A 26252-nucleotide genomic window follows, 5' to 3' on the forward strand; every position below is an offset into this window, starting at 1 on the left:
AAAGTAATAAGTTGGATACACAAGATATCTTAAAGAAAGTTCGGAAGATTGAGATCAAGACTCGCGGATTGAGCCAGAACATCTTTGCCGGTCAGTACCATTCTGCCTTCAAGGGCAGGGGTATGGCCTTTGCCGAGGTGCGCGAATACCAGTATGGTGACGACGTGAGAGATATCGACTGGAATGTCACGGCACGTTTTCATCGTCCTTTCGTCAAGGTGTTCGAAGAGGAACGAGAGCTTACCGTGATGTTGATGGTGGATGTGAGTGGCTCGCTCGACTTTGGTACGATGCGCCAGATGAAGCGCGACCTTGCAACCGAGATAGCTGCCACCTTGGCTTTCAGTGCCATCCAGAACAACGACAAGATAGGTGTCATCTTCTTTTCCGACAGAATAGAGAAATATATTCCACCTAAGAAGGGTAGAAAGCATATTCTTTATATCATCAGAGAAATGCTCGACTTCCACCCTCAGAGCCAGCGTACCAACATCGGCTGTGCCTTGGAATACTTCACACGCGTGATGAAACGCCACTGTACGGCTTTCCTAATCAGTGACTTTTACGACCAGAAGGATTATCAGCATGCCTTGCAGATTGCCAACCAGAAACATGATGTGGTGGGCATTCAGGTATATGACCCGAGAGCCAAACAGTTGCCTGACGTAGGATTGCTGAAAGTAATGGATGCAGAGACAGGGCATGAGATGTATATCGACACCAGTTCCAAAAAGTTGAGAGTGGCTCATGCACAGAACTGGTTCCGACGTCAGGACAACTTGCGCCAGCTCTTTGCCAAAAGCAAGGTGGATTGGACATCAGTCGCAACCAATGAGGACTTTTCGAAGTCGCTCCTGGCACTGTTCAAACAAAGAGGTTAAATTGAGTGAAGAGTGAAGAATTCTACGGCTTTACTAATCATAAAGTTTAAAGTTCAAAGCTCAAAGTTCAAAGTAAAGCAACAATGTTGAAAATTAAGAATATCATATTGACAATGGCTCTTATGGGCTGTTCTGGTTTGGCTTTCAGCCAGACAGTGGAACAGCGCATCGATTCTTTGCAGATGCTTATCGGACAGCAGACCATCCTGCACCTTAAGGCTACAGCCCGAAAGGGTGCCAAGGTGGTGATGCCATCCTTCAAGCCTCAGGTCCAGATAGTTCCAGGTGTTGAGGTGGTGGAGCAGAGCAAGGGTGACACCATGCATCTAGGTGACAACCAGATGGTGGTAAGCCGCGACTATACCATCACATCTTTTGATGAGAAGGTGTATGCCATCCCGGCACTCAATGTGAAGATAGACGGTAAGAACTGCCACGGCAACCCATTGGCGCTGAAGGTGCTCACAGTACCCGTGGATACGGTTCATCCCAATCAGTTCTATCCTCCCAAGACGGTGCAGGAGAATCCCTTCCTCTGGAGTGAGTGGAGCTTCGCCTTTTGGTTGAGCTTTCTGCTGTTAATCGTCTGTGGAGCAATGCTCTATCTGCGCAACCGATTGAAGAAGAATAAGCCTATCATTGCCCGCATCCGTATCATCAAACGTGTGCCTGCCCATGAGAAGGCATTGAAAGAGATTAACTACATCAAACAGCATCACAGTACATCGAACCAGGAAACACAGAAGGAGTACTATACTCACCTTACCAATGCGCTGCGTGAATATATAGTAAATCGGTTTGGTTTCAATGCCATGGAGATGACCAGTACTGAAATCATTGAGAACCTGCGTGCTTCTGGCGATCAGAAGATGATTGACGAATTGAGAATGCTCTTCTCAACAGCCGACCTCGTCAAGTTCGCCAAATACGAGATTCCGATGAATGAAAATGATGCCAACCTGGTAAATGCAATTAACTTCATCGACCAGACGAAGACCAATGAGCTGCCTAAGGAAGAGAAAATTGTGCCTACGCTCAGCAGCGAGGACCAGAAGTCTCAGCAGCAACGCCGCCTCATCAAAACGCTGCTTTGGATAGGAGGCTTCAGCGCTGTTGCTATCTTAGGCTATATCATCTATCAAGTTGTCATGCTGTTGATGTAAAACCATCACTGATAGACAAAATCATCAGAGTGATGCAAACTATAAATGTTATAAGAAATGGAATTTGCAAGTAAAGCATATTTTCTGCTACTCCTGTTGCTGATACCTTATATCTTATGGTATTTTCTTGGGAGAAAGAAAAGTGAGCCAACTATGCGCATGAGCGATACCCGAATGTATCAGTATGCGACAAAGAGTCTTCGAGTGCGACTCATCCATCTGCCTATGGTACTGAGATGCATCGCCTTTGTGCTCATTGTGTGTGCCATGGCTCGCCCACAGACTCATCATTCTTGGGACAACAAGACTGTGGAGGGAATTGACATCATGCTTGCTATGGACGTATCAACCTCCATGCTTGCTGAAGACCTGAAGCCAAACCGAATGGAAGCGGCTAAGGATGTGGCAAATGAGTTTATCTCAGGTCGTCCTACCGACAATATCGGCTTGACCATCTTTGCAGGTGAAGCATTCACCCAATGTCCAATGACTACCGATCATGCCAGTCTGCTGCGCCTGTTGCAAGATACAAGAACTGACATTGCCGCACGCGGACTCATCGATGATGGTACTGCTGTAGGTATGGGTTTGGCAAATGCAGTAAGCCGATTGAAGGATTCCAAGTCTAAGAGCAAGGTGGTGATTCTCTTGACGGATGGCAGTAACAACATGGGCGACATATCGCCTATGACAGCTGCAGAAATTGCCAAGAGCTATGGCATCCGTGTTTATACCATCGGCGTGGGAACCAACAAGGTGGCTCCATACCCAATGCCAGTAGCTGGTGGTGTGCAATATGTCAATATTCCAGTAGAAATTGACACGCAGACCCTGCGCGACATTGCGCAAACCACAGACGGTAACTTTTATCGTGCTACCAACAATGCGGAGTTGAAGAAGATTTATCAAGATATCGACAAACTGGAGAAGTCAAAATTCAATGTGAAGCATTATGCCAAACGCTATGAGGCTTATCAGCCTTTTGCCTTGGCAGCACTCCTGGTATTGCTCCTGGAGATTTTGCTGCGCATTACTTGGCTCAGAAGAATACCATAAATATATAGAACAATGTTAAGATTTGAAGATCCTATATTTCTCTGGCTTCTATGGATAATCCCGGTACTCATACTGGTACGCTTTATCGGTTGGAGAAAAAGAAGGGCAAAACTGAGAAGACTGGGAGACCCTGAGTTGCTCAAACAGCTGATGCCCGACATATCCAAATACCGCCCAACGGTGAAATTCGTGCTGATGCTTGCAGCCCTGGCATTACTTATCGTGATGGTGGCGCGACCGCAGATGGGTAGCAAGGTTTCTCACGACAAGCGCAACGGAATCGAGATTATGATCTGTCTGGACATTTCCAATTCCATGCTGGCAGAAGATGTGGCTCCATCCCGTCTCGACAAGAGCAAGATGCTGATAGAGAATCTGGTAGATAACTTCAGCAACGACAAGATTGGTCTTATCGTCTTTGCTGGCGATGCCTTCGTGCAGTTGCCTATCACCAGCGACTATGTTTCTGCCAAGATGTTCCTGCAGAACATTTCGCCAAGCTTGATACAAACTCAAGGCACCAACATAGCCCAGGCTATCAGTCTTGCCTCAAAGAGTTTCACCCAGCAGGAAAACATCGGTAGGGCTATCATCGTGATAACTGATGGTGAGAACCATGAGGTGGGTGCTCAGGATGCAGCCCAGATGGCCAACAAGAAAGGCATCAACGTGTTTATCCTGGGTATCGGTAACGCCAAGGGTGCTCCAATCCCTATGGGAGACGGCTCTTATCTGACAGATAATGCCGGCAATACGGTAATGACCGCCTTGAATGAGCAGATGTGCCGCGAATTGGCACAGGCTGGCAAAGGACAGTATATCCATGTAGATAATACTAGCGATGTAGAAAAAGCGCTCAACGATGACTTGGCAAAATTGCAGAAAGGGGATATGACCAGTGTCATCTACAGTGCTTATGACGAACAGTTCCAGGCTGTAGGAATCTTGATTATACTCTTGCTCCTCGTTGAGGTCTGCATGATGGAAGTGAAGAATCCGATGCTTAGGAACATCAAGTTCTTTAAGAAAGATTTGAAGAAATGATATAAGACATGAACTATATACATTATATAATAGTAACGGTAGCTTTTCTGTTGGTAGGTGGGACAAACGCTGACGCACAAACCGACCGCAACTTGATACGCCAGGGAAACAGGGCTTTCAAGTCCCAGAAGTGGGCAGCTGCTGAGACCCAATATCGCAAGGCTATCTCCAAGAATCAGAAGAATCCACAGGCGATATATAACCTTGGCTGTGCCTTGCTGGCGCAGCAGAAAGATTCACTGGCAATGGTTCAGTTTGGTAATGCTGCACAATTGGAGAGCAATATCTTCCGCCGCTCCAAGAGCTATCACAATATGGGAGTAGTGATGCAAAACCACCGGGAATATGCACAGGCCATCGAGTATTACAAGATGGCTTTAAGATGCAACCCTCAAGACAATGAGACTCGTTATAATCTTGCCCTCTGCAAAAAGTTGCTCAAGAACAACCAGCAGAATCAAAATAACAAGAACAATAAGGACAAGAATAAAAACGATAAAAACAAGGACAAGAAGAACGACAAGAACAAAAATAAGGACGGGCAAAATAAGAACGACCAAAACAAAGATAAGCAAAACAAGAATCAGGACAAGAATAATTCTGACAAGAACAAGCAGAATCAGGAAAAAATGAGTCGCGACAATGCCGAACAGCTCTTGAACGCTGCTATCCAGCAAGAGAAAGCTACGAAGCGCAAGATGCAGAAGGCAATGAGCCAGCCACGCCGAAAGGTATATGACAAAAACTGGTAGCTCTGTCTCTTTAGATATTCATTTGTAAGATAAAGAATATAATTTGTAATTAGATAATAAATATGAAACATATAGGTAGGTTTACTATCATCTTGATGATACTGATGAGCGCCAGCATAAATGCTGTTGCCCAACACCTGAAAGTATCGGCTCCATCCCATGTAGCGGCAGGTGAAAACTTCCGTGTTGCGTATACCATCAATGCACGCGACGTGGAGGAATTCCGCATGGGAAACGTGCCGAACGGGCTGGAGGTCATTGCTGGTCCATACACATCGCAACAGTCCAGTTATCAGATGATAAACGGACATACATCATCATCTTCTTCCGTAACGATTACTTATACGCTTTATGCAGCCAAGAATGGTGTTTTCACCATCGGTTCTTCCCAGGTCCTTGTAGGGGGAAAGAAACTGGCATCCCGCGCTGTTAAGATTAATGTTACCGGACAGGCTGCCCGTAATCCTAATGGTTCTACCAAGATGCATGGAAGAAATGATAATGATGAACCTCATATGCGACAGGCTGGTTCCAGCATTTCTGGCAGCGACCTCTTCATCAAGGTTTCTGCCAACAAGAAACATGTCACAGAACAAGAACCTATCTTGCTGACTTATAAGGTTTATACTCTGGTTGAACTTACCCAATTGGAGGGTAAGATGCCTGATTTGAAAGGTTTTCATACTCAGGAAGTTCCGCTTCCTCAACAGAAGCAGTTCCATACAGAGATGGTCAACGGCCGACCATACAAATGCGTGACCTGGAGTCAATACGTCATGTATCCACAGATGACAGGAAAGCTGGAAATACCTTCCATCAATTTCAAGGGAATCGTTGTCCAGCAAAACCGTAATATTGATCCTATGGAAGCTTTCTTTAATGGAGGTTCCGGTTATATTGAGGTTCACAAGGATATCAAGGCTCCGGGTATTACCATTTCGGTTGACCCATTACCGCAACGTCCTGCTGATTTCTCAGGTGGAGTAGGTAAGTTTAATATTTCTGCCACTATAGACAAGAAAGAAGTAAAAGCCGGCGAACCCATCAATATACGTGTGGTTGTAGGAGGTATCGGAAATCTGAAGCTGCTGAAACAGCCTATTATCGAATTCCCGAAAGACTTCGATCAGTATGATGCAAAAATAACAGACAAAACCCGACTTACTGCCAATGGTCTGGAGGGCAATATGATTTACGACTTCCTTGCGGTACCTCGCAATCAAGGTCAGTATACCATACCAGCCATCGAATTTACCTATTATGATACATCATCATCCAGGTATAAGACCATCAAGACTCAACCATTCACCATCAAGGTTGATAAGGGTGACGGCTCAAGTAACAGCAATGAAGGTGCTGATTTCAACAAAGACAAGGACATTCATACCCTGAAGCTCGGCAAAGACTGTCACCAGAACATCAACGACATGTTTTATGGCAGCGCAAGCTATTGGATCTGTCTGTTGATTCCTCTGCTTGCTTTCATCGCATTGATTATCATCTTCCATCGCAGAGCTATGGAAAATGCCGACATCGTCAAGATGCGCTCCAACAAGGCAAAGAAGATGGCAACCAAGCGCTTGAAGAAAGCTCATCTCTTGATGGTAAAGCATAAACAGGGAGAGTTTTATGATGAAGTATTACGTGCTTTATGGGGATATATCAGTTACAAACTGAATATACCTGTAGAAAAGCTGAATCGTGAGAACATCCGCGAGAAAATGATTTCTCACAACGTAGACGACGATACCATCAAGAAGTTTACTACTGCTATTGATGAGTGTGAATTCGAGCGTTATGCACCAGGCGATTCAGTGGGTAATATGAATCATACATTCAATGCTGCAATAACAGGAATCATGGAAATAGAGAATGCAATCAATATGGCACGTAAGAAGCGCAAGACCAATCGCAACGGATATTCCCTCATCATGCTTCTGGCAATGATGCTTGGCTTCACTCTTGAGGCTAGTGCCATCACCAAACAGAATGCAGATACAGAGTATCAGAAAGGTAATTATCAGCAAGCTATTCGTGATTACGAGGAGATATTGAAGACTAGGGCATCTGCTGCCATCTATTATAATCTCGGCAATGCTTATTTCCGTACAGACAATATCACGAAGGCTGTGCTCAACTATGAGCGTGCTCACTTATACGCCCCGGGAGATGAGGACATCAATTTCAATCTCCAGTTTGCAAGAAGCAAGACCATTGACAAGATTACACCGGCATCAGAAATGTTCTTCGTCACATGGTACAGGATGCTTGTCAACTACACGAGTGTAGACAATTGGGCAAAGATTGGAATCTTCAGTATCATCATGGCGTTGATACTCGTATTGGTTTATCTCTTTGGATCTCAGCTCTTCATGCGTAAGATAGGATTTTTCGGAGGCTTGTTCTTCCTGATTTCCTTCCTGATAAGTAATCTGTTTGCCTATCAGCAGAAACAGGTTCTGATAAACAGGACGGGTGCCATCATTATGGAACCATCGGTAAATATCAAGAAGACACCTGCCAAACAAAGTGCTGACTTGTTTGTCCTGCATGAAGGAACCCGGGTGGATATTACCGACAAGACAATAAATGGATGGCGAGGCATTCGTGTTGCTGATGGCAGAGAAGGTTGGATAGAAACCAAACATATAGAAGAAATATAATGGATTTCAGTAAAATACAAGACATGGACATGCAGGTGTTGAGCATCTTCAATGGTAGCGACAACATCATGCTTGACCAGATGGTACAGATATTAACATCGGGCCTGACGTGGATACCACTCTACGTCATGCTCTTTTTTGTTGTTATGCGCAACAATGAGACGATGGGGCAGATAGCCCTGGTGGTGGGAAGCGCAATCTTCTGCGTTCTATTTGCTGATGGACTGGTTGACGGCATCATCAAACAGCTGGCTGAGAGATGGAGACCTTCAAATGATCCTACATTCAAGTATATGGTGCAGGTTGTGGACGATATCCGTCTGAAGGGTTATAGCTTCTGCTCTGCACATGCTGCCAATACGATGTCGCTGGCTGTTTTCTTCTCCTTACTTATCCGTAGTAAATTGCTCACGATAACACTGGTAATATGGTCTCTCATAAACTGTTGGACGCGATTATATCTAGGTGTACATTACCCTTCAGATATTCTTTGCGGCATGATTATCGGTATCATCGTAGGCATTCTGGTCTATCTGCTTTATTACAAGATTTATCTTCGGATTTCTCCAAAGATTAATTATATCTCCAACCAGTATACAAGTACAGGATATGATCATGACGATATCGATAAGGCAATGGTCATTTTAATGCTCACATTAGTATATGTAGTGACAAGAAGTGTTGTCATGGCTGGTATCGTTTAATAAACTCTACATAAAAGAATTCGATAATAAAACATAATGGAAACAAAACATATTAAGATAAGCGATTATAATTACGATTTGCCTGATGAGCGCATCGCCAAGTTTCCTATCTCACAGCGCGACCACAGTAAACTGCTGGTCTATAAGCATGGCGAGGTAAGCGACGATGTGTTCTTCCATCTTCCCGACTATCTGCCAAAGGGTGCCATGATGGTATTCAATAATACCAAGGTAATCCAGGCGCGCATGCATTTCCGCAAGGAGACGGGAGCACTCATCGAGGTGTTCCTGATGGAACCTGCTGCACCTACCGACTATGAGCTGATGTTCCAGACATCGGGTCACTGCTCATGGCTCTGTATGATTGGTAACCTGAAGAAATGGAAAGAGGGAAGCCTGAAGCGAGACTTCGAGATTAAGGGGCATCAGCTTACTCTCTCTGCTACCATGCGCCGTGGAGATGCCCTCAGTGTAGAGGCTTCAGAGATGGTAGCCAAGGGTGGTGGCACCAACTATTGGGTGGATTTCGACTGGGACAACGAGCATGTTTCCTTTGCCGAGATTCTCGAGGTAGTGGGAGAGTTGCCTATCCCTCCTTATCTGAACCGCAAGACAGAAGAAAGTGACAAGACCACTTATCAGACCGTATATTCCAAGATCAAGGGTAGCGTGGCTGCCCCAACAGCCGGTCTGCATTTCACCGATGAGGTGCTCCAGGACCTGGATGCGCATGGCATCGACCGTGAAGAGGTAACCCTTCATGTAGGAGCGGGAACCTTCAAGCCGGTGAAGAGTCTTGAGATAGAAGGTCATCAGATGCATACCGAATATATCGTGGTTCATCGTCGCAGTCTGGAGAAGCTCATCAAGCACGAGTGCCAGGTCATCGCCGTGGGAACCACCAGCGTGCGAACCATCGAGAGTCTCTACTATATGGGAGTGCATCTCATCAAGCATCCTGAGGCAAGTGAAGAGGACCTGCATGTAAAACAGTGGGATCCATACGAGCTGTCGGCAGATGGCAATCTGGTGGATGGCATCAGTCCGGTGCAGGCTATCCAGGCAATCGTCGATTATCTCGACCGCAACGGCTTGGAAGCCTTGCATTCCAGCACACAGATCATCATCGCTCCAGGTTATACCTATAAGATAGTGAAGATGCTGGTAACCAATTTCCATCAGCCTCAGAGCACCCTGCTTCTCCTGGTGAGTGCCTTCCTGCATGGTGATTGGAAGAAGGTATATGATTATGCCCTCTCTCATGATTTCCGCTTCCTGAGCTATGGAGATTCCTCCCTGCTCATTCCGTAAGGAGAAGAAGTCAGAGCAATAACAGAACTGCTAATCATAAAGTTCAAAGTTCAAAATTCAAAGTTCAAAGTAAAATAGTATGATTTCAGTAGAAGGACTGAAAGTAGAGTTTGGCGTAAAGCCACTTTTCAATGATGTAAGCTTTGTAATCAACGACCGCGACCGCATTGCCCTGGTAGGTAAGAACGGTGCCGGCAAATCTACGATGCTGAAGATTCTCTGTGGCTTGCAGAAGCCAACTTCCGGTGTGGTGGCTATCCCTAATGAAACCTCCATCGGCTATCTTCCTCAGGTGATGAAACTGCAGGATGATACCACCGTGAAGCAGGAAACCCGAAAGGCTTTCGCCCACAATACCGAGATGAAGGCGCGCCTCGACAAGATGCAGCAGGAAATGGCCGACCGCACCGACTACGAGAGCGAGAGCTATGCCCAGCTGGTGGAGAAGTTCACCCAGGAGCACGAGCGCTACATGATGATGGGCGGTGAAAACTACGAGGCTGAGATTGAGCGAACCCTGAGCGGTCTGGGTTTCACCCGTGAAGATTTCGACCGTCCTACCCGGGAGTTCTCCGGTGGATGGCGTATGCGTATCGAGTTGGCAAAGATCCTGCTCCAGAAGCCTGATGTACTCCTCCTCGATGAGCCTACCAACCATCTTGATATCGAGAGTATCCAGTGGCTGGAGCAGTTCCTGGCTCAGAGTGCCAAGGCGGTGGTGCTGGTAAGTCACGACCGTGCCTTTATCAATAATGTAACCAACCGCACCCTGGAGATTACCTGCGGAAGGGTAGAGGATTACAAGGTGAAATACGATGAGTATGTGGTTCTTCGTGCCGAGCGCCGTGAGCAGCAGCTCCGCGCTTACGAAAACCAGCAGAAGGAAATAGCCGATATCAAGGACTTCATCGAGCGATTCCGCTATAAGCCAACCAAGGCTGTACAGGTGCAGAGCCGCATCAAGCAGTTGGAGAAAATCGTTCCTATCGAGGTGGACGAGGTGGATACCAAGCAGATGCATCTCAAGTTCCCTCCTTGTCTCCGCAGCGGCGATTATCCTGTCATCTGCGATGAGGTGAGAAAGGATTATGGCGATCATACCGTCTTCGACCATGTGACCCTTACCATCAAGCGTGGCGAGAAAGTGGCATTCGTAGGTAAGAACGGCGAGGGTAAATCTACTCTGGTGAAGTGTATAATGGGCGAGATTCCTTTTACGGGCAATCTCAAGATAGGTCATAACGTGCAGATTGGTTATTTTGCACAGAACCAGGCTCAGCTGCTAGATGAGAACCTTACCATCTTCCAGACCATCGACAATGTGGCTACGGGCGAGATGCGTCTCAAGGTGAACGATCTGCTGGGTGCCTTTATGTTTGGTGGCGAAACTTCCGAGAAGTATGTCAAGGTGTTGAGTGGAGGAGAGCGCAGTCGTCTGGCGATGATCAAGCTCCTGCTCGAACCGGTGAATCTCCTGATTCTCGATGAGCCTACCAACCATCTCGACATGCAGTCGAAGGATGTGTTGAAGGAAGCCATCAAGGCATTCGACGGCACCGCTATCATCGTGAGCCACGACCGTGAGTTCCTCGACGGACTGGTAGATAAGGTATATGAGTTTGCCGGTGGAAAGGTACGTGAGCATCTGGGCGGTATCTACGATTATCTCCGTGCCCACAATGCCGAGAGCATCAGTCAGGCGCTGGCCAGTCAGGGCGTAAGTCAGAATATGTCATCTGCCGGATCTCCATCTTCTTCTTCATCTTCATCATCATCTGCAGATTCTTCCGAGGCATCCTCCGGCAAGCTCAGCTATGCCGAGCACAAGGAGCAGCAGAAGAAGATTCGCAAGGCTGAGAAGGCGGTGAAGGAATGCGAGACGAAGATTGAAAAGCTCGAAACCCGCAAGGCTGAGATTGATGCCCTCCTGATGAAGCCTGAGAACGCTACGAATATGGAACTCGTTACCGAATATACCGAGCTGATGAAGAGCCTGGATGAGGAAAACGAGAACTGGATGATGCTTTCAGAAGAGCTGGAGGAAATCAAGAATTTATAGTTAACTGAACTTTCGCATATCAGGAAGTTAAAGGAGTTAAGGAAGTTAAGGAGTTAAGGCGTATGTCTTGCAGCTTAAAAACTACGCCAAAAAGACTAATGTCTTAACTCCTCAGCGACCGTAGGGAGCGATAACTCCTTTAACTTCTTTAACTCCTGAACTTTCAAAACTTGAATAATTAAATCAATAATAAATAACGAGAAAATGAAAATGAAGTTTATCCTTCCGATGATGATGCTCGCAGCCATGCCTTTGGCTGCTGATGCCCAGAACAAGTCGGGACTTGTCTTGAGCAATCTTGACAAGACAGCAAAGCCTGCTGATGATTTCTATCAGTTTGCTACCGGTGGCTGGCAGAAGAACAATCCGCTGCCTGCTGCCTACAGCCGTTATGGTAGTTTCGATCAGTTGGCTGAGAACAGCAACAAGCGTATCAACTCTATCCTTGATGAGCTCAAGAAGAAGACCTACAAGGCTGGAACCATCGAGCAGAAGCTTTCCGACTTCTACAAGTTGTCGCTCGATATCGACCGCCGCAACAAGGAGGGCATTGCTCCTGTAAAGCCTCTCCTCGACGAGATTGCAGCTGCCAAGAACAAGGCTGAGCTCCAGAAACTGCAGGTGAAGTATGCCATGCAGGGCTTGGGCGTAGGTTTCGGTACCGGTTTCGGTGCTGACGAGAAGAACGTTACCATGAACATCTACAATGTGATGCAGGGTGGCTTGACTCTCGGTTCCAAGGATTATTACCTCAACAACGATGCTGCTACCGTAGCTATCCGTGAGGCTTTCAAGACCTACGTGGCAAAGATGTTCCAGCTCTATGGCTTCTCTGCTGCCGATGCAGCCAAGAAGGCACAGAAGGTATTCCTCCACGAGACCAGTCTTGCTACTATCTCCAAGAGCCGTACCGAACTCCGTGACCCACAGGCTAACTACAACAAGATGAGCCTGAAGCAGTTCAAGGAGAATTATCCAAACATCCCTCTCGAGGCATTGGCTAACGGCGAGGGCATCAAGAGTGAATATATCCAGGAGATGATTGTGGGTCAGCCTGCATTCATGGCTGGTTATGACAAGATTACTGCTGCTGAGGATGCTGAGACCTTGAAGGCATTGATGGAGTGGAGTGTCATCGGCAGCTCTTCTGCTTATCTCACCGATGAGATCCGAGAGGCAAACTTCGATTTCTTCGGCAAGACCATGAGTGGCAGAAAGGAAGACCATCCATTGTGGAAGCGTGCTACCTCTCAGGTAGATGCTCAGATGGGTGAGGCACTCGGCAGAATCTACTGCAAGAAGTTCTTCCCTGAGTCATCCAAGAAGATGATGGAGACTTTGGTCAAGAATCTCCAGGTGAGTCTCGGTCAGCGTATCGATGCTCAGAAGTGGATGAGTGCAGAGACCAAGGCTGCTGCCCACAATAAGCTCGATAAGTTCTATGTCAAGATTGGTTATCCTAACCAGTGGACCGACTATAGCAAGCTTACCATCGACCCATCCAAGAGTTTCTATGAGAACGTGATGGCCTGCCGTCAGTTCCGCAACAATAAGGAGATTTCTGAGAAGGCTGGTAAGCCAGTCAACAGAGATGAGTGGTATATGACTCCACAGACTGTGAATGCTTACTATAATCCTACCACCAATGAGATCTGCTTCCCTGCAGGTATCCTTCAGTATCCATTCTTTGATGCCAAGGCAGACGCGGCATTCAACTATGGTGCTATTGGTGTAGTGATTGGTCATGAGATGACTCACGGATTCGACGATCAGGGTCGCCAGTATGATGCCAGCGGTAACTTGAAGGATTGGTGGACCGCTGCTGATGCAGAGGGCTTCAACAAGCGTGCAGATATGTATGCTGATTTCTTCAGCAACATCAAGGTATTGCCAGACCTGAATGCCAACGGTCGCTTTACATTGGGTGAGAACCTTGCCGACCACGGAGGTTTGATGGTATCCTTCAATGCATTCAAGAATGCGACAGCCAAGAAGCCTTTGAAGAACAAGGATGGCTTTACTGCTGATCAGCGCTTCTTCCTTGCTTACGCAGGTGTATGGGGTCAGAACATCACCGAGAAGGAGATTCGCAACCGTGTGAAGAACGATCCTCATGCGCTTGGCAAGTGGCGTGTAGATGGTGCTCTTCCTCACATTGATGCCTGGTATGAGGCATTCGGTGTAAAGCAGGGCGACAAGATGTTCATTCCTAAGAATGAGCGTCTGGAACTTTGGTAAAATGAATAAATCGTAATTAATTAAAGGATGCTATAGAAATTTAGCATCCTTTTTTTGTTTAAATCGCCTAAAATTAGTAACTTTGCACCAAATTAAAAAGAAAGGGAAAAACAGAATATGCCATTAAGACTACCAGATAAGCTTCCTGCAATAGAATTGCTGAAGCATGAAAATATATTTGTCATGGATGAAAGCCGTGCTCATAGCCAGGAAATTCGTCCATTGAAGATTTGTGTGCTCAATTTGATGCCACTTAAGATTACAACGGAAACAGACCTTGTACGTCTGCTCTCCAATACGCCACTCCAGTTGGAAGTTTATTTCATGAAACTGAAGAGTCATACTCCAAAGAATACACCTATAGAACACATGATGATGTTCTATAAGGACTTCCAGGAATTGTCTAAACAGAAGTTTGATGGCATGATTGTAACTGGTGCACCTATCGAGACCATGGAGTATGAAGATGTGCAGTATTGGAAGGAAATCACGGAAATATTCGATTGGGCACGCACCCACGTTACATCAACATTGTATATCTGTTGGGGTGCTCAGGCTGGATTATACCATTTCTATGGAGTTCCAAAATATCAGCTGGATAAAAAGATGTTTGGTATATTTCCACAGAAGCCGCTTGATTCTACTCTTCCTATTTTCCGCGGATTCGATGATTATTTCAACATGCCGCATAGTCGCCATACTGAAGTGCGCCGTGAGGATATCATCAAGGTTCCGGGACTCGATATTATTGCCGAATCACAGGAAAGTGGAGTCAGTATCGTGATGGCACGAGGTGGAAGAGAGTTTTTTGTTACCGGTCATCTGGAATATGCCCCAAATACGCTTGACAAGGAGTATAAACGGGATATGGGAAAACGTGATGATGTTGACTTGCCGAAGAATTATTATTATAATGATGACCCGATGCAGGCACCATTGGTAACATGGCGTGCCCATGCCAATCTCTTTTACAGCAATTGGATCAACTATTACGTTTACCAGGAGACACCATACAATATTGATGATATCAAGTAAGCTAAAGTTTAAGAAGATATAGATAATGAGAACACTGGAACTTTTGGCACCAGCCAGGAATCTTGAATGTGGAATTGCAGCCATTGACCATGGTGCAGATGCTGTTTATATCGGTGCACCAAGATTTGGCGCACGTGCTGCAGCCGGCAATTCTCTGGATGATATCAGACAGCTATGCCGCTATGCCCATCAATATCAGGCAAGGGTGCATGTTACTGTCAATACCATCATTTATGATTCTGAGCTCAATGATACGCTGGATATGATCCGTGACTTGCAGGAGGCTGGCGTTGATGCTCTCCTGTTGCAGGACATGGGAGTATTGTATGCATTGCAGGGTAAGGGTCCTTCAGCTGTAGACTTCACCTGGACAAGGGAATTACACTCTAGTACGCAATGCGATACGCGAAGTGCTGAAAAGGTAAAATGGCTTCAGGCTCTGGGATTCAACCGTGCTGTCCTGGCAAGAGAACTGTCCGTTAAGGAAATCTCCGACATACATCAGGCTGTTCCGGATATGGACCTGGAGGTGTTTGTTCACGGTGCATTATGCGTAAGCTATTCCGGCGTATGCTATGCTTCCGAGAGGTGCTTTGGCCGCTCTGCCAACCGTGGCGAATGCGCCCAGTTCTGCCGCATGAAGTTCAACTTGCTGGATGCGGACAACAAGGAAATAGAACATCAGCGTCATCTCCTTTCCTTAAAGGATATGTGCCAAATCGACAATCTGGAGGCTTTGGCTGATGCGGGTGCCTGCTCATTCAAGATAGAAGGAAGATTGAAGGATGCAGGTTATGTCAAGAACGTTGTTTCAGCCTATAGCCAGCGCCTTGATGAAATCTGCAGGAAACATCCCCAGAAGTATGCACGCCCGTCTTTTGGACGTCCACGATATGAATTTGAAGCCAATTTAAAGAAGACATTCAATCGTGGTTTTACAAACTATTTCCTGAAAGGACGCCAGCCGGATATTGCAAGTTTCGATACTCCGAAGGCAATCGGCGAGTTTGTAGGCAAGGTCAAGGAAATCCGTGGCAACAGTTTCAATGTAGCCAGTATCGCCAGTTTTACCAATGGTGATGGCTTGTGCTTCATCAATGATGAGCACGAATTGGAAGGTTTCCGCGTGAACCGTGCACAGGGCAACCGTCTGTACCCATTGAAAATGCCGATGAACTTACGTCCGGGAATGGGCTTGTACCGTAACAATGACCAGGCTTTTGAAAAGATTCTCGCAGGAAAAACGGCAGAAAGAAAGATTCCTGTCAGGATTACGTTCAGTCTGTATGATGAGGATGGTCACTGCGGATTCTCTGCCGAAGCGCAATATGTCAGAGAACAGGGAATAGGATGGGGTTCTGATGATTCCAACTATCTGGGCAAGGGTATTGTGGCTTTTGAACACAATCCGGCTCAAAAGCCTCAGCATGATAATATCGTCAGACAGCTCAGTAAGCTTGGCGGTACCATCTATGAGTGCAGGGAAGTGGAGATAAAGAACCAGGCTGACAACTATTTCATTCCGAGCAGCGTACTGACTGAGTTGCGCAGAAATCTGATGGAAGACATCGAAAAGAATGCTGATATTTCATCAGAAGCAAAGACAGTTTCCAGCCATCTGAGTAATGCGGAAGGAGATAACAAAGTGAAAGTCTGGCAGAGGGAATATGGCAAATATGGTTATCTCTACAACATTGCCAACAAGAGTGCACATGAGTTTTACAAGCAGCATGGGCTGAATCATACGGAGAAAGCCTTCGAATTAAGCAAGACCTCCATTCAAGGCACGAAGACCGACGATTGCCTCATCATGCAGTGTCGCCATTGCATCCGCTACTCCCTTGGCTATTGCGTAAAGCGTGGTGGCAGGAAGCCAACATGGAAAGAACCGCTTTATCTGGAGTTGGGCGATGGCAGAAGGTTCAGACTGGAATTTGCGTGCAACGTTTGTCAGATGAACATATATTCTGACTAAATTCATAAACGATAGAAAATGATGAGAATGAAACACATATACATCTTACTGTTACTGGGCATCACAATGATGCTCAGTAGCTGCTATCATCGTTATAATTCTCATCAGCAGCATGCTGCACTCATTGAATATAGCAACAAGCAGCTGGATTCCATTTCCTTTTCTACGACGCACCATTATACCAATAAATTCAACTTTATGGTATTCAAGGATTCACTCGTACTTGTCAAGCAACAGCCTGAGGAACTGATGAGTGAATTGCCGGTAGATTCTTTTGCAGTAAAGAAAGACATGCTGTTGGTAGTAACGGATATCCGTATGGTTCCAAAGGATTCCATCGATTCCGTATGGGTTCAGCTTGCAACAGAAGATAATACATTCGGCTGGACACGGGAATCGAAAATGCTGCAACAGGTTGTTCCTGCCGACCCGATATCTGAGTTTATCATGACATTCAGTAATGAGCATTTACTGATTTTCATGGTCATTATAGTTGTGATAGCCATAGCTTACCTGATACGCAAGGTGAGCTGCAGCAACATCTATATAGTGCATTACAATGATATAGATTCTCCATATCCTACGGCACTGGTCATACTGGTAGCAATCTCAGCTGCATTCTATGCCACCATTCAGACCTTCGAACCGGAAACATGGCGACATTTCTATTTCCATCCCACGCTCAATCCTTTTGCCGTACCCCGCATCCTGGGAGTCTTCCTTGCTGCTGTATGGGCTGTTGTCATAGTAGGACTGGCTTGCGTAGATGAGGTGTATCATCGGTTGCCATGGGGCGAAGGAGTCTTGTATCTGGGCGGATTGGCTAGTGTCTGCGCCATGGATTACATCATCTTCAGTGTGCTTACTTTATATTATATCGGCTATGTATTATTGGTAGCCTATATCTGGTTTGCCATCACGGCATACCTTAAAAGGAAATGATAGTTTTTCGTTTGCCCCTGCAAAAGCCCTCTCCTGAACATGGGGAAACAGGAGAGGGCTTTCAGAATGGAGAGGATATTAAGAACCTAAATTTACATGCAGTTCGTTACAGCTATTACATGCAGCACATTACTGCTATTACATGCAGCTCGTTACTCCGAGCGATGCGGCTACTGCCGTTACGATTGACAACAAGATCTGAATGATTGTCTTCCAAGTTTCACGCTTCATTTTCATTTCATTAGTGATTATTTATTAGTGATTAACTGAACTTTCGCATATGGGGAAGTTAAGTGAAGTTAGGGAAGTTAGAAGGAACGACCGTAGGGAGTGATAACTTCTTTAACTTCAATCAATTCCCTCACTTGCGAAACTCGAATTTATTAGTGATTAATTCAGTTTCAGTACCTGAGCAAAGCCCCCGAAGGGGCTATGCCTAGAAGCCAACGTCACCACTATCGGTGTTACCGCCGCCGCCCTCTTGAGTGCCGCCGCCTTCCTGAGAGCCGCCGCCCTCTTGAGTGCCGCCGCCACCCTGAGTGGTATCACCGGAGCCTGAGCCTCCGCCAGGAGTACCGGAGGTTCCGCCTCCTTCGCCGGCTACATACTCATCGTATGCCACGATCTTGGTGAGCTTCTTGAGCTCGGCATTACTCCAGTTCTTGGTATTTCTCACAATCAGGTGAACCCCCTGCACGCTTGCAGCCGTCACCTTCTCTCTGGTTTCCTCACCGCGCGAGGTCATACCGATGGAGAACAGGCCGAGGTCTGAGAGTCTCACGCTCTTGCCGTCGAGAATCAGCTCCTTCAGGCAGTCGAGCGTATCCATCAGCACTCCGTGGATGGTGCCTCGGCTGTAAGGCGAATTGTGTTCAGAGATGTGAGTTACGAAGTCCTCGAAGCTCATCTCTCGGTCGCTCACTGCAGTAGCATACCAGAGTTTCTTACCAGCGTTCTCACCACTTTGTGGGGTACGCATTACTTTACGATACTTACTAGTTCCAATTCCCATAATCAATTAATTTTTAAAGGGGTTAATAATTCAGTTTTCAGTTCGTTCATCGGGCTGGCGCCTATCCCTCAGAACGGTGATGCAGTTGTCATATACCTGCATTTCGCCTGTCTTTCAACAGTGGAGCAGTTATCTCTTAACAACGGTGCAAAGAAAGTGCAAACGAGCGCAGAGTCAAGCTTGCTTGAACTATGCCGAGTGCAGCCTTTCTTCTAATGACAATGCAAAGATACGAAGATTTTCTGTATCTACCAAATTTTTGCATGTGATAAGGAGCGATTTTCAGCAACTTACGATTTGAAACTTAGTTAAAGAAATCAAACTCTATGTTTTGTGGGGCGCATCTCTATGTTTTGTGGCACAGAAAACTATGTTTTACCATATAAATCAGCATATTACAAAGTAATACCCGTTTTCGGGAAACGTATTCAGTATTCAGTTATTCAGTTTTTTCGCTGTTGTTACAATTCTCTGTATAGATAGTATATTATATATATATATAAATATATATATATAATATAAAATAATTACTTACAATTTATAACTACAAAAAGGGTTACTATCGCGAAAAAAACTGAATAACTGAATACTGAATAACCTTTTAGGTACCATACGCCCTGGGTATCATGGCAGCATAAGGGGAAAGTATAATAGAGGAATGGAGCAGAAGATGACGAGAAAATTCCTGGATGAAATATCCCCTTTACTGAAGGTAGTACTAGTACGCGTACGTAGTACGTACTAGGTAAATATAAAAATATATTCGTATCTTTGCACCCGTAGTCAGACAACTAAAGTCTGGTTGCGGGCGTTTTTTGTTTATAGGAATCCGGTGCCGTTCCTGAAAACAGAAATTTGGCGAATATCTCGCAGTCCAACCCTTTAACATTAAGAAAAATCGTGAGCGTAAGTTGTTTTGCAAGTGGGTCAAGGATTTTATCCAGCCTGTGATGGAGGACAAGGACAGCTCACCTATACCCAGGCTGAGATGGTGCGTCTGCAGGACGAAAATGTCGACGGAGCTGACGGAAAGCAAGGTGGAAAGGTGTTCAGTATTCAGTTATTCAGTTTTAAGAAGCTGTTATTTCGTTCCGACGGACTCGACCTGAGAGTTTTTAGCGTTTAATGGTTTGGAAACACTTAACATTCAGACTAATGGAAATAGTATTAAAGCGTATAGCTAAAAAAGAACTTATACATAGGCAGACTCTATCTGTTGGGCGTGCCGAATTTCGAGGGCATGGTGGTGGACTCCCGCATCTGACAGCATCAACTCATCAACGTCATGGAAGCGGCTCGCGACAGAGGCGAAAGTATCTGGATCACGATAATCTAGAAAAGATTATCTGGTTATAGCAAACAAAAGGAAGGTGTGCCATTCAGAATGACACACCCTCAACATTTATACTTATCTGTTTGTTATCTCAAAGAAAATTACTTCTTGTTGATAGCGAGGTCGATAGCTACAGCGATAGCTACTGTAGCACCTACCATAGGGTTGTTACCCATACCGAGGAAGCCCATCATCTCTACGTGAGCAGGAACTGAAGAAGAACCTGCGAACTGAGCGTCTGAGTGCATACGACCCATTGTATCAGTCATACCGTAAGAAGCAGGACCAGCAGCCATGTTATCTGGGTGCAATGTACGACCTGTACCACCACCAGAAGCTACTGAGAAGTATGGCTTACCAGCAGCCACACGCTCCTTCTTGTATGTACCAGCTACTGGGTGCTGGAAACGTGTAGGATTGGTAGAGTTACCAGTGATAGATACGTCTACATCCTCGCTCCAGTTGATAGCAACACCCTCGCGAACGTCGTCAGCGCCGTAGCAGTTAACCTTAGCACGTGGACCGTCGCTGTAAGCGATGCGGTTAACAACCTTCAACTCACCTGTGTAGTAATCAAACTTTGTCTGAACGTATGTGAAACCGTTGATGCGGCTGATGATCTGAGCAGCATCCTTACCAAGACCGTTCAAGATAACGCGCAATGGGTTCTTGCGAACCTTGTTAGCCATCTCAGCAATCTTGATGGCACCCTCAGCAGCAGCGAAAGACTCGTGACCAGCCAAGAAAGCGAAGCACTGAGTCTCCTCACGGAGCAAACGAGCAGCCAAGTTACCGTGACCGAGACCAACCTTGCGGTCGTCAGCTACAGAACCAGGGATGCAGAAAGCCTGCAAACCGATACCGATAGCCTCTGCTGCATCAGCAGCAGTCTTAACACCTTTCTTGATAGCGATAGCAGCACCAGCTACATACGCCCACTTAGCGTTCTCGAAGCAGATACGCTGAGTATCTTCACACATCTGATAAGGGTCAACACCTGCGTCCTCGCAGATTTGATTAGCCTCTTCCAAGCTCTGAATACCGTTAGCATTAAGAGCAGCAAGAACCTGCTTCTCGCGACGTTCCTGACTTTCGTAACTTACTTTTCTAATCATATCTGTATCTCCTTATTATTCTTTACGTGGATCAATAGCTTTAACAACACCCTGCTCAGCAGTCGTACGACCGTAGCTACCTGTGAACTTCTTGACAGCCTCGTTAGCGTCCATACCGTTCTTGATAGCTTCCATCATCTTGCCGAGGTGAACATACTCGTAACCACAAACCTGGCTGTCCTTGTCGAGGAACTGCTTTGTGATGTAACCCTCTGTCAACTCGAGGTAACGTGTACCCTTAGCTACAGTACCATAGAGAGTACCTGTCTGTGAACGAAGACCCTTACCCAAGTCCTCAAGACCTGCACCGATAACGAGACCGCCCTCAGAGAAAGCGCTCTGGCTACGACCGTAAACAATCTGGAGGAAGAGCTCGCGCATAGCTGTATTGATAGCATCGCAAACGAGGTCAGTGTTCAAAGCCTCAAGAATAGTCTTGCCTGGGAGAATCTCAGAAGCCATAGCAGCTGAGTGAGTCATACCAGTACAACCGATGGTCTCAACAAGAGCTTCCTGGATAACGCCTTCCTTGATGTTCAAAGAGAGCTTGCAAGCACCCTGCTGAGGAGCACACCAACCCACACCGTGAGTATAACCAGAGATGTCTTTGATCTCTTTTGCCTGAATCCATTTTCCCTCTTCAGGAATTGGAGCTGGTCCGTGGTTAGGACCCTTAGCGACAACGCACATGTTGTCTACTTCTTTAGAATAGATCATATTCGCTAAATTTTATATTAATGAATATATATAAGTATAAATCCTTATAGTAATTTCACTTTGTTTGCTGAAACATCTGTCTTACGACATGATTTCCGACCACAAAAGTACAAAAAAAATCCGGAAAATACCTAAAAATGAGTATTCTTTTTAACTCTTTAACCTAATATTTAGATTTTTTCTTGGGTTTATGCACAATTTCATGTATCTTTGCAAACTAAAAATAGCAATTTTTGTAGATTATGATCGAAGTTAAGATAAAGGATGCCGTGCTTCAGCAGGCTGCCGAAGCGGGCATGGACGATTTTGTGAAGGCGTTTGTAGATGCCATCCGGGAGGCGATAGGCGGGGAGCTTACTGCCCAGAACATGGCTGAGCTGAACAGCGACCAGATTACGCTCCTGGCGTGGGACACCCTGCACGAGGAGATGATGGATGGGGGCATGATACAGCTCATCCACAACGGCTATGGCGCCTTCCTATGGAAGAATCCTACGGACAAGGCGTTCCGCAACTGGGGGCTGGTGGAGCTGTCGAAGCTCATCAAGAAGAGCCATTTCCTATATAAGAGCCATCATGAGGACATCGAGGGCGAGATGAGCGATGAGGAATTCATGGCGCTCTACGAGAAGTTTCCGGAATTTGATGATTTCGACGATGAATTCGTTGAAAATGAGGAGGAATGGACCAGCAGGGTGGCGTTCTACATCGATGAGCATATCGAGAACTTCGGAACGATAGTTTGATTGTTTAGTGTTTAATGATTACTTTTTAATTATTCATTATTCATTATAAATTATACATTATTATATATATATGAACAAGCAAGAACAGGAACTCCGAAAGAAGAGTCCGATACAGATACGCAACAAGAAGGCTTCGTTCGAATACTTCTTCGTTGACACCTATACCGCGGGCATCGTGCTCACGGGTACTGAGATTAAGTCTATCCGCGGTGGTAAGGCATCGCTGGTAGACTGTTACTGCGATTTCTATCAGGGCGAGCTCTGGGTGAAGGGAATGAACATCTCTCCCTACTTCTACGGCTCGTTCGGCAACCACGAGGCGCGCAGAGACCGCAAGCTGCTCCTTACCAAGCGCGAACTGCGCCGACTGGAAGAGGACAGCAAGCAGCCGGGCTTCACCATCGTCCCTACGCTCATCTTCATCGATGACAAGGGCCGTGCCAAGGTGGATATCGCCCTCTGTAAGGGTAAGAAGGAGTATGACAAGCGTCAGACTCTGAAGGAGAAAGAGGACAGAAGAGAAATGGATAGAGCCATTAAGCACTTTTAAGACTTTGAACGTTGAGATTTGAACGTTGAACTTTATGAAATGCATCTTTTAATGATGTTAGTCATTTCGGGCGGTTCTTTTCTCGATGTTTAAATACTCTTCATTATTTAAGTTTTTAGGATAATATGACAAATCATAAAGTTCAAAGTTCAAAGTTCAAAGCTCAATGTGAAAAGAAGATTCTGATTCTTGACGGTGCCATGGGTACGGAGATTCAGAAATATAATCTGACCGAGGATGACTTCCGAGGTGAGCGGTTCCGTGATGTACCGGGAATGATGAAGGGCAACAACGACATGCTCAACATCACCCGACCTGATGTCATCTCGGACATCTACCGACGCTACCTGGAGGCTGGCGCCGATATCATCACAGCCAATACCTTCTCGTGCCAGCGCATCTCGCAGGCGGATTATCACCTGGAAGACTGCGCCCGCGAGATGGCGTTCGAGGGCGCACGACTGGCGCGCATCGAATGTGATAAGTTTTCTACACCCGACAAGCCACGCTTCGTTGCCGGAGACGTGGGACCAACCAACAAGACTTGCTCCATGAGTCCGGACGTCAGCAACCCTGCCGCCCGCGAGATTACATACGATGAACTCTTCACCGATGTCTGCGAACAGGTGGATGGTCTCATAGAGGGTGGCGCGGACGTGATTCTCATCGAAACCATCTTTGATACGCTCAACTGCAAGGCGATGATTGATGCTGCCATCACCATGATGAAGAAGCATGGGGTGGAGCTGCCTATCATGATCAGTCTGACGGTGAGCGACCTGGCAGGAAGAACCCTGAGCGGTCAGACGGTGGATGCTTTCCTAGCCTCGCTCTCGCCTTATCCTATCTTCTCCGTGGGCATGAACTGCGCCTTCGGTGCGCCTCAGATGAAGCCGTTTATCGAGCATCTTGCCAAGGTGGCACCTTATTATATCAGTGCCCATCCTAATGCCGGCCTGCCTAACGAAATGGGCGAATATGACGAGACGGCTGAGTCGATGGCTCCGAAAATCGCCGAATTCATCGATGAAGGCATCGTGAACATCATCGGCGGCTGCTGTGGCACAAGTCCCGAATTCATCGCTCATTATGCCCGATTGGCTGAAGGAAAGAAGCCGCATCAGGTGGTGGAGAAGCCTAAGTATATGTGGCTCTCGGGACTGGACCTCCTGCAGGTGGATGACTCCGTTCATCTGCCGGTGGACGCCAGCAGGTTCGTGAACGTGGGTGAGCGCTGTAACGTGGCTGGTAGCAGGAAGTTCCTGCGTCTGATTAATGAAAAAGGTTATGAGGAAGCCATCGGTATCGCACGCAAGCAGGTGGCTGACGGAGCTGCCGTGGTAGACGTCAATATGGACGACGGACTGCTGGATGCGAAGGCTGAGATGGTGAACTTCCTCAATATGATAGCGGCTGAGCCGGAGATAGCCAAGGTTCCGGTGATGATAGACTCCTCTAAATGGGAGGTGATCCTGGCTGGACTGAAATGCTGCCAGGGCAAGTGCATCGTCAATTCCATCTCGCTGAAGGAGGGTGAGGAGGTATTTCTCTCGCATGCCAGGGACGTGATGCGATATGGCGCTGCCGTGGTGGTGATGTGCTTCGATGAAGTGGGTCAGGCTACTACCTTTGAGCGCCGCATCGAGATAGCCGAGCGTGCTTACCGACTGCTGGTGGACAAGCTGGGCATGAATCCGCTCGACATCATCTTTGACCCTAACGTACTCGCCATCGCTACGGGTATGGAGGAACACGACAACTATGCCGTGGAATTCATCCGTGCCACCGAGTGGATTCATCAGAATCTGCCTGGGGCCCACGTGAGCGGTGGAGTCAGCAACCTCTCGTTCTCGTTCCGTGGCAATACCTATATCCGTGAAGCCATCCATTGCGTCTTCCTGCATCACGCCCAGAAAGTGGGCATGGATTTCGGTATCGTAAATACAAAAGCCAGAATGGATTATGACAAGATACCTAAAGAACAGCTTGAACTCATCGAGGACGTGGTGCTGAACCGCAGAAAGGGTGCTGCCGATGACCTTATCGAGCTGGCTGCCGAAATCAAGGCGAAGGCAGATGCAGCCAAGGCAGCTGCCAAGGCTGGCGGTGCTCCGGTGAAGAAACCGGCGGCTCCGGAATGGAGAAAACAGCCTGTAGAAGAGCGGTTGAAGTATGCGCTGCAGAAGGGCATCACCGAGTTCCTGCAGCCGGATATCGACGAGGCTCTGCAGAAATATCCCCATGCCGTGAACGTTATCGAGGGTCCGCTGATGGACGGTATGAACCTTGTTGGCGAACTCTTCGGCAGGGGCGAAATGTTCCTGCCTCAGGTTGTGAAGACCGCACGTACGATGAAATCGGCGGTTTCTATCCTCCAGCCTCATATCGAGGCAGAGAAACAGGGTGGCAGTACCTCGGCTGGCAAGATACTGATGGCTACGGTGAAGGGCGACGTCCACGACATCGGCAAGAACATCGTATGCGTGGTGATGTCGTGCAACAACTTCGAAATCATCGACCTGGGCGTCATGGTTCCTGCAGAACAGATCGTGAAGAAGGCGATAGAGGAAAAGGTGGATGCCATAGGACTGAGCGGCCTGATTACGCCATCGCTCGAGGAGATGGTTCATGTGGCGAAGGAAATGCAGAAGGCGGGGCTCCGTATCCCTATCATGGTGGGTGGAGCCACGACGAGCGAGCTTCATGTGGCGCTGAAGATAGCCCCGGTTTACGACGGTCCGGTTATCTGGGTGAAGGATGCTTCGCTCAATGCCGGCATCTGCACCCGTTTCCTCAACGAGACCGAATGCCCTAAGTTCGTGGCAGAGCTGGATGAGCGCTATGAGCGCCTCCGCAACGAATATCACGAGCAGCAGGCCAAGATAGCATCGCTTGAAGAAGCAAGAAAGAACAAGCTGGAGCTGTTCTAAAAGATAAGAATACAAATGTTTTTAGG

At 46.8% G+C, this 26252-nt stretch carries 21 protein-coding genes; 17 read left to right on the forward strand and 4 right to left on the reverse strand.

Annotated features, from left to right (window positions below):
• The first annotated feature begins 11 nt into the window (after positions 1 to 11).
• The 13 genes from ACTQ16_RS06235 to ACTQ16_RS06295 all read left to right on the forward strand — a co-directional run bounded on the left by ACTQ16_RS06235 (position 12) and on the right by ACTQ16_RS06295 (position 17823).
• A complete protein-coding gene (locus ACTQ16_RS06235) occupies positions 12 to 881 on the forward strand; it encodes a DUF58 domain-containing protein (RefSeq protein ID WP_218416869.1) in 870 nt (289 codons plus the stop codon).
• An 83-nt stretch (positions 882 to 964) separates the two neighbouring features.
• Positions 965 to 2044 carry a hypothetical protein gene (locus tag ACTQ16_RS06240; protein WP_441936645.1) on the forward strand — a complete coding sequence of 360 codons (1080 nt, stop codon included), beginning with the start codon at positions 965 to 967 and terminating at the stop codon, positions 2042 to 2044.
• Between the two features lie 57 nt (positions 2045 to 2101).
• Positions 2102 to 3100: a vWA domain-containing protein gene (locus tag ACTQ16_RS06245; protein ID WP_441936647.1), complete on the forward strand. Its 999-nt coding sequence runs from the start codon at positions 2102 to 2104 to the stop codon at positions 3098 to 3100.
• 12 nt (positions 3101 to 3112) lie between these two features.
• A complete protein-coding gene (locus ACTQ16_RS06250) occupies positions 3113 to 4144 on the forward strand; it encodes a VWA domain-containing protein (protein ID WP_441936649.1) in 1032 nt (343 codons plus the stop codon).
• Positions 4145 to 4152: 8 nt separating this feature from the next.
• A complete protein-coding gene (locus ACTQ16_RS06255; protein ID WP_294967610.1) occupies positions 4153 to 4896 on the forward strand; it encodes a tetratricopeptide repeat protein in 744 nt (247 codons plus the stop codon).
• 62 nt (positions 4897 to 4958) lie between these two features.
• Complete coding sequence (locus ACTQ16_RS06260) at positions 4959 to 7559, forward strand: BatD family protein (protein ID WP_441936650.1); 2601 nt, start codon at positions 4959 to 4961, stop codon at positions 7557 to 7559.
• On the forward strand, positions 7559 to 8263 hold the full coding sequence (locus ACTQ16_RS06265; RefSeq protein WP_294967614.1) for a phosphatase PAP2 family protein: 705 nt from the start codon (positions 7559 to 7561) through the stop codon (positions 8261 to 8263). Before ACTQ16_RS06260 ends, ACTQ16_RS06265 begins: the two co-directional genes overlap by 1 nt.
• Positions 8264 to 8299: 36 nt before the next feature.
• A complete protein-coding gene (locus ACTQ16_RS06270) occupies positions 8300 to 9574 on the forward strand; it encodes an S-adenosylmethionine:tRNA ribosyltransferase-isomerase (protein WP_441936652.1) in 1275 nt (424 codons plus the stop codon).
• Positions 9575 to 9653: 79 nt separating this feature from the next.
• Positions 9654 to 11633, forward strand: a complete 1980-nt coding sequence (locus ACTQ16_RS06275; protein WP_441936654.1) for an ABC-F family ATP-binding cassette domain-containing protein — start codon at positions 9654 to 9656, stop codon at positions 11631 to 11633.
• A gap of 204 nt (positions 11634 to 11837) precedes the next feature.
• Positions 11838 to 13871: a M13 family metallopeptidase gene (locus ACTQ16_RS06280; RefSeq protein WP_441936655.1), complete on the forward strand. Its 2034-nt coding sequence runs from the start codon at positions 11838 to 11840 to the stop codon at positions 13869 to 13871.
• Between the two features lie 117 nt (positions 13872 to 13988).
• On the forward strand, positions 13989 to 14906 hold the full coding sequence (gene metA, locus ACTQ16_RS06285; protein WP_293628777.1) for a homoserine O-acetyltransferase MetA: 918 nt from the start codon (positions 13989 to 13991) through the stop codon (positions 14904 to 14906).
• Positions 14907 to 14931: 25 nt separating this feature from the next.
• Entirely contained in the window at positions 14932 to 16881 is a 1950-nt protein-coding gene (locus ACTQ16_RS06290) for a peptidase U32 family protein (protein ID WP_441936656.1), read from the forward strand.
• A gap of 18 nt (positions 16882 to 16899) precedes the next feature.
• Entirely contained in the window at positions 16900 to 17823 is a 924-nt protein-coding gene (locus tag ACTQ16_RS06295; RefSeq protein WP_294967623.1) for a zinc ribbon domain-containing protein, read from the forward strand.
• A gap of 138 nt (positions 17824 to 17961) precedes the next feature.
• Here ACTQ16_RS06295 and ACTQ16_RS06300 read toward each other — a convergent pair whose 3' ends face one another.
• Together ACTQ16_RS06300 and ACTQ16_RS06305 are read right to left on the reverse strand one after the other, a co-directional pair.
• A complete protein-coding gene (locus ACTQ16_RS06300; RefSeq protein WP_153121823.1) occupies positions 17962 to 18054 on the reverse strand; it encodes a smalltalk protein in 93 nt (30 codons plus the stop codon).
• A 205-nt stretch (positions 18055 to 18259) separates the two neighbouring features.
• The gene (locus ACTQ16_RS06305; RefSeq protein ID WP_441936658.1) at positions 18260 to 18835 is read right to left on the reverse strand and encodes an HU family DNA-binding protein; all 576 of its coding nucleotides are present in this window, start codon (positions 18833 to 18835) and stop codon (positions 18260 to 18262) included.
• 922 nt (positions 18836 to 19757) lie between these two features.
• Here ACTQ16_RS06305 and ACTQ16_RS06310 point away from each other — a divergent pair.
• A complete protein-coding gene (locus ACTQ16_RS06310) occupies positions 19758 to 19961 on the forward strand; it encodes a hypothetical protein (protein WP_441932185.1) in 204 nt (67 codons plus the stop codon).
• A gap of 308 nt (positions 19962 to 20269) precedes the next feature.
• Here ACTQ16_RS06310 and ACTQ16_RS06315 read toward each other — a convergent pair whose 3' ends face one another.
• Complete coding sequence (locus tag ACTQ16_RS06315; protein WP_295023261.1) at positions 20270 to 21283, reverse strand: GGGtGRT protein; 1014 nt, start codon at positions 21281 to 21283, stop codon at positions 20270 to 20272.
• 15 nt (positions 21284 to 21298) lie between these two features.
• Complete coding sequence (locus tag ACTQ16_RS06320) at positions 21299 to 22000, reverse strand: iron-sulfur cluster assembly scaffold protein (protein ID WP_006849036.1); 702 nt, start codon at positions 21998 to 22000, stop codon at positions 21299 to 21301.
• A 242-nt stretch (positions 22001 to 22242) separates the two neighbouring features.
• Here ACTQ16_RS06320 and ACTQ16_RS06325 point away from each other — a divergent pair, with 242 nt between their 5' ends.
• From ACTQ16_RS06325 to metH, 3 genes are all read left to right on the forward strand, one after another.
• Complete coding sequence (locus tag ACTQ16_RS06325; protein ID WP_293628794.1) at positions 22243 to 22746, forward strand: DMP19 family protein; 504 nt, start codon at positions 22243 to 22245, stop codon at positions 22744 to 22746.
• 70 nt (positions 22747 to 22816) lie between these two features.
• Complete coding sequence (smpB, locus tag ACTQ16_RS06330; protein WP_153126182.1) at positions 22817 to 23296, forward strand: SsrA-binding protein SmpB; 480 nt, start codon at positions 22817 to 22819, stop codon at positions 23294 to 23296.
• Positions 23297 to 23421: 125 nt separating this feature from the next.
• Positions 23422 to 26226 carry a methionine synthase gene (metH, locus tag ACTQ16_RS06335; RefSeq protein ID WP_441936660.1) on the forward strand — a complete coding sequence of 935 codons (2805 nt, stop codon included), beginning with the start codon at positions 23422 to 23424 and terminating at the stop codon, positions 26224 to 26226.
• Positions 26227 to 26252 lie beyond the last annotated feature (26 nt).

Source organism: Prevotella sp. LCP21S3_D2 (genome assembly GCF_052118345.1).
Classification (GTDB): domain Bacteria; phylum Bacteroidota; class Bacteroidia; order Bacteroidales; family Bacteroidaceae; genus Prevotella.

Bases quoted from the DNA above. Each gene is read 5' to 3' on its own strand.
- ACTQ16_RS06240 (WP_441936645.1), top strand. From the start codon at position 965: ATGTTGAAAATTAAGAATATCATATTGACAATGGCTCTTATGGGCTGT.
- ACTQ16_RS06245 (WP_441936647.1), top strand. From the start codon at position 2,102: ATGGAATTTGCAAGTAAAGCATATTTTCTGCTACTCCTGTTGCTGATA.
- ACTQ16_RS06250 (WP_441936649.1), top strand. From the start codon at position 3,113: ATGTTAAGATTTGAAGATCCTATATTTCTCTGGCTTCTATGGATAATC.
- ACTQ16_RS06255 (WP_294967610.1), top strand. From the start codon at position 4,153: ATGAACTATATACATTATATAATAGTAACGGTAGCTTTTCTGTTGGTA.
- ACTQ16_RS06260 (WP_441936650.1), top strand. From the start codon at position 4,959: ATGAAACATATAGGTAGGTTTACTATCATCTTGATGATACTGATGAGC.
- ACTQ16_RS06265 (WP_294967614.1), top strand. From the start codon at position 7,559: ATGGATTTCAGTAAAATACAAGACATGGACATGCAGGTGTTGAGCATC.
- ACTQ16_RS06270 (WP_441936652.1), top strand. From the start codon at position 8,300: ATGGAAACAAAACATATTAAGATAAGCGATTATAATTACGATTTGCCT.
- ACTQ16_RS06275 (WP_441936654.1), top strand. From the start codon at position 9,654: ATGATTTCAGTAGAAGGACTGAAAGTAGAGTTTGGCGTAAAGCCACTT.
- ACTQ16_RS06280 (WP_441936655.1), top strand. From the start codon at position 11,838: ATGAAAATGAAGTTTATCCTTCCGATGATGATGCTCGCAGCCATGCCT.
- metA (WP_293628777.1), top strand. From the start codon at position 13,989: ATGCCATTAAGACTACCAGATAAGCTTCCTGCAATAGAATTGCTGAAG.
- ACTQ16_RS06290 (WP_441936656.1), top strand. From the start codon at position 14,932: ATGAGAACACTGGAACTTTTGGCACCAGCCAGGAATCTTGAATGTGGA.
- ACTQ16_RS06295 (WP_294967623.1), top strand. From the start codon at position 16,900: ATGATGAGAATGAAACACATATACATCTTACTGTTACTGGGCATCACA.
- ACTQ16_RS06300 (WP_153121823.1), bottom strand. From the start codon at position 18,054: ATGAAGCGTGAAACTTGGAAGACAATCATTCAGATCTTGTTGTCAATC.
- ACTQ16_RS06305 (WP_441936658.1), bottom strand. From the start codon at position 18,835: ATGGGAATTGGAACTAGTAAGTATCGTAAAGTAATGCGTACCCCACAA.
- ACTQ16_RS06315 (WP_295023261.1), bottom strand. From the start codon at position 21,283: ATGATTAGAAAAGTAAGTTACGAAAGTCAGGAACGTCGCGAGAAGCAG.
- ACTQ16_RS06320 (WP_006849036.1), bottom strand. From the start codon at position 22,000: ATGATCTATTCTAAAGAAGTAGACAACATGTGCGTTGTCGCTAAGGGT.
- ACTQ16_RS06325 (WP_293628794.1), top strand. From the start codon at position 22,243: ATGATCGAAGTTAAGATAAAGGATGCCGTGCTTCAGCAGGCTGCCGAA.
- smpB (WP_153126182.1), top strand. From the start codon at position 22,817: ATGAACAAGCAAGAACAGGAACTCCGAAAGAAGAGTCCGATACAGATA.
- metH (WP_441936660.1), top strand. From the start codon at position 23,422: ATGACAAATCATAAAGTTCAAAGTTCAAAGTTCAAAGCTCAATGTGAA.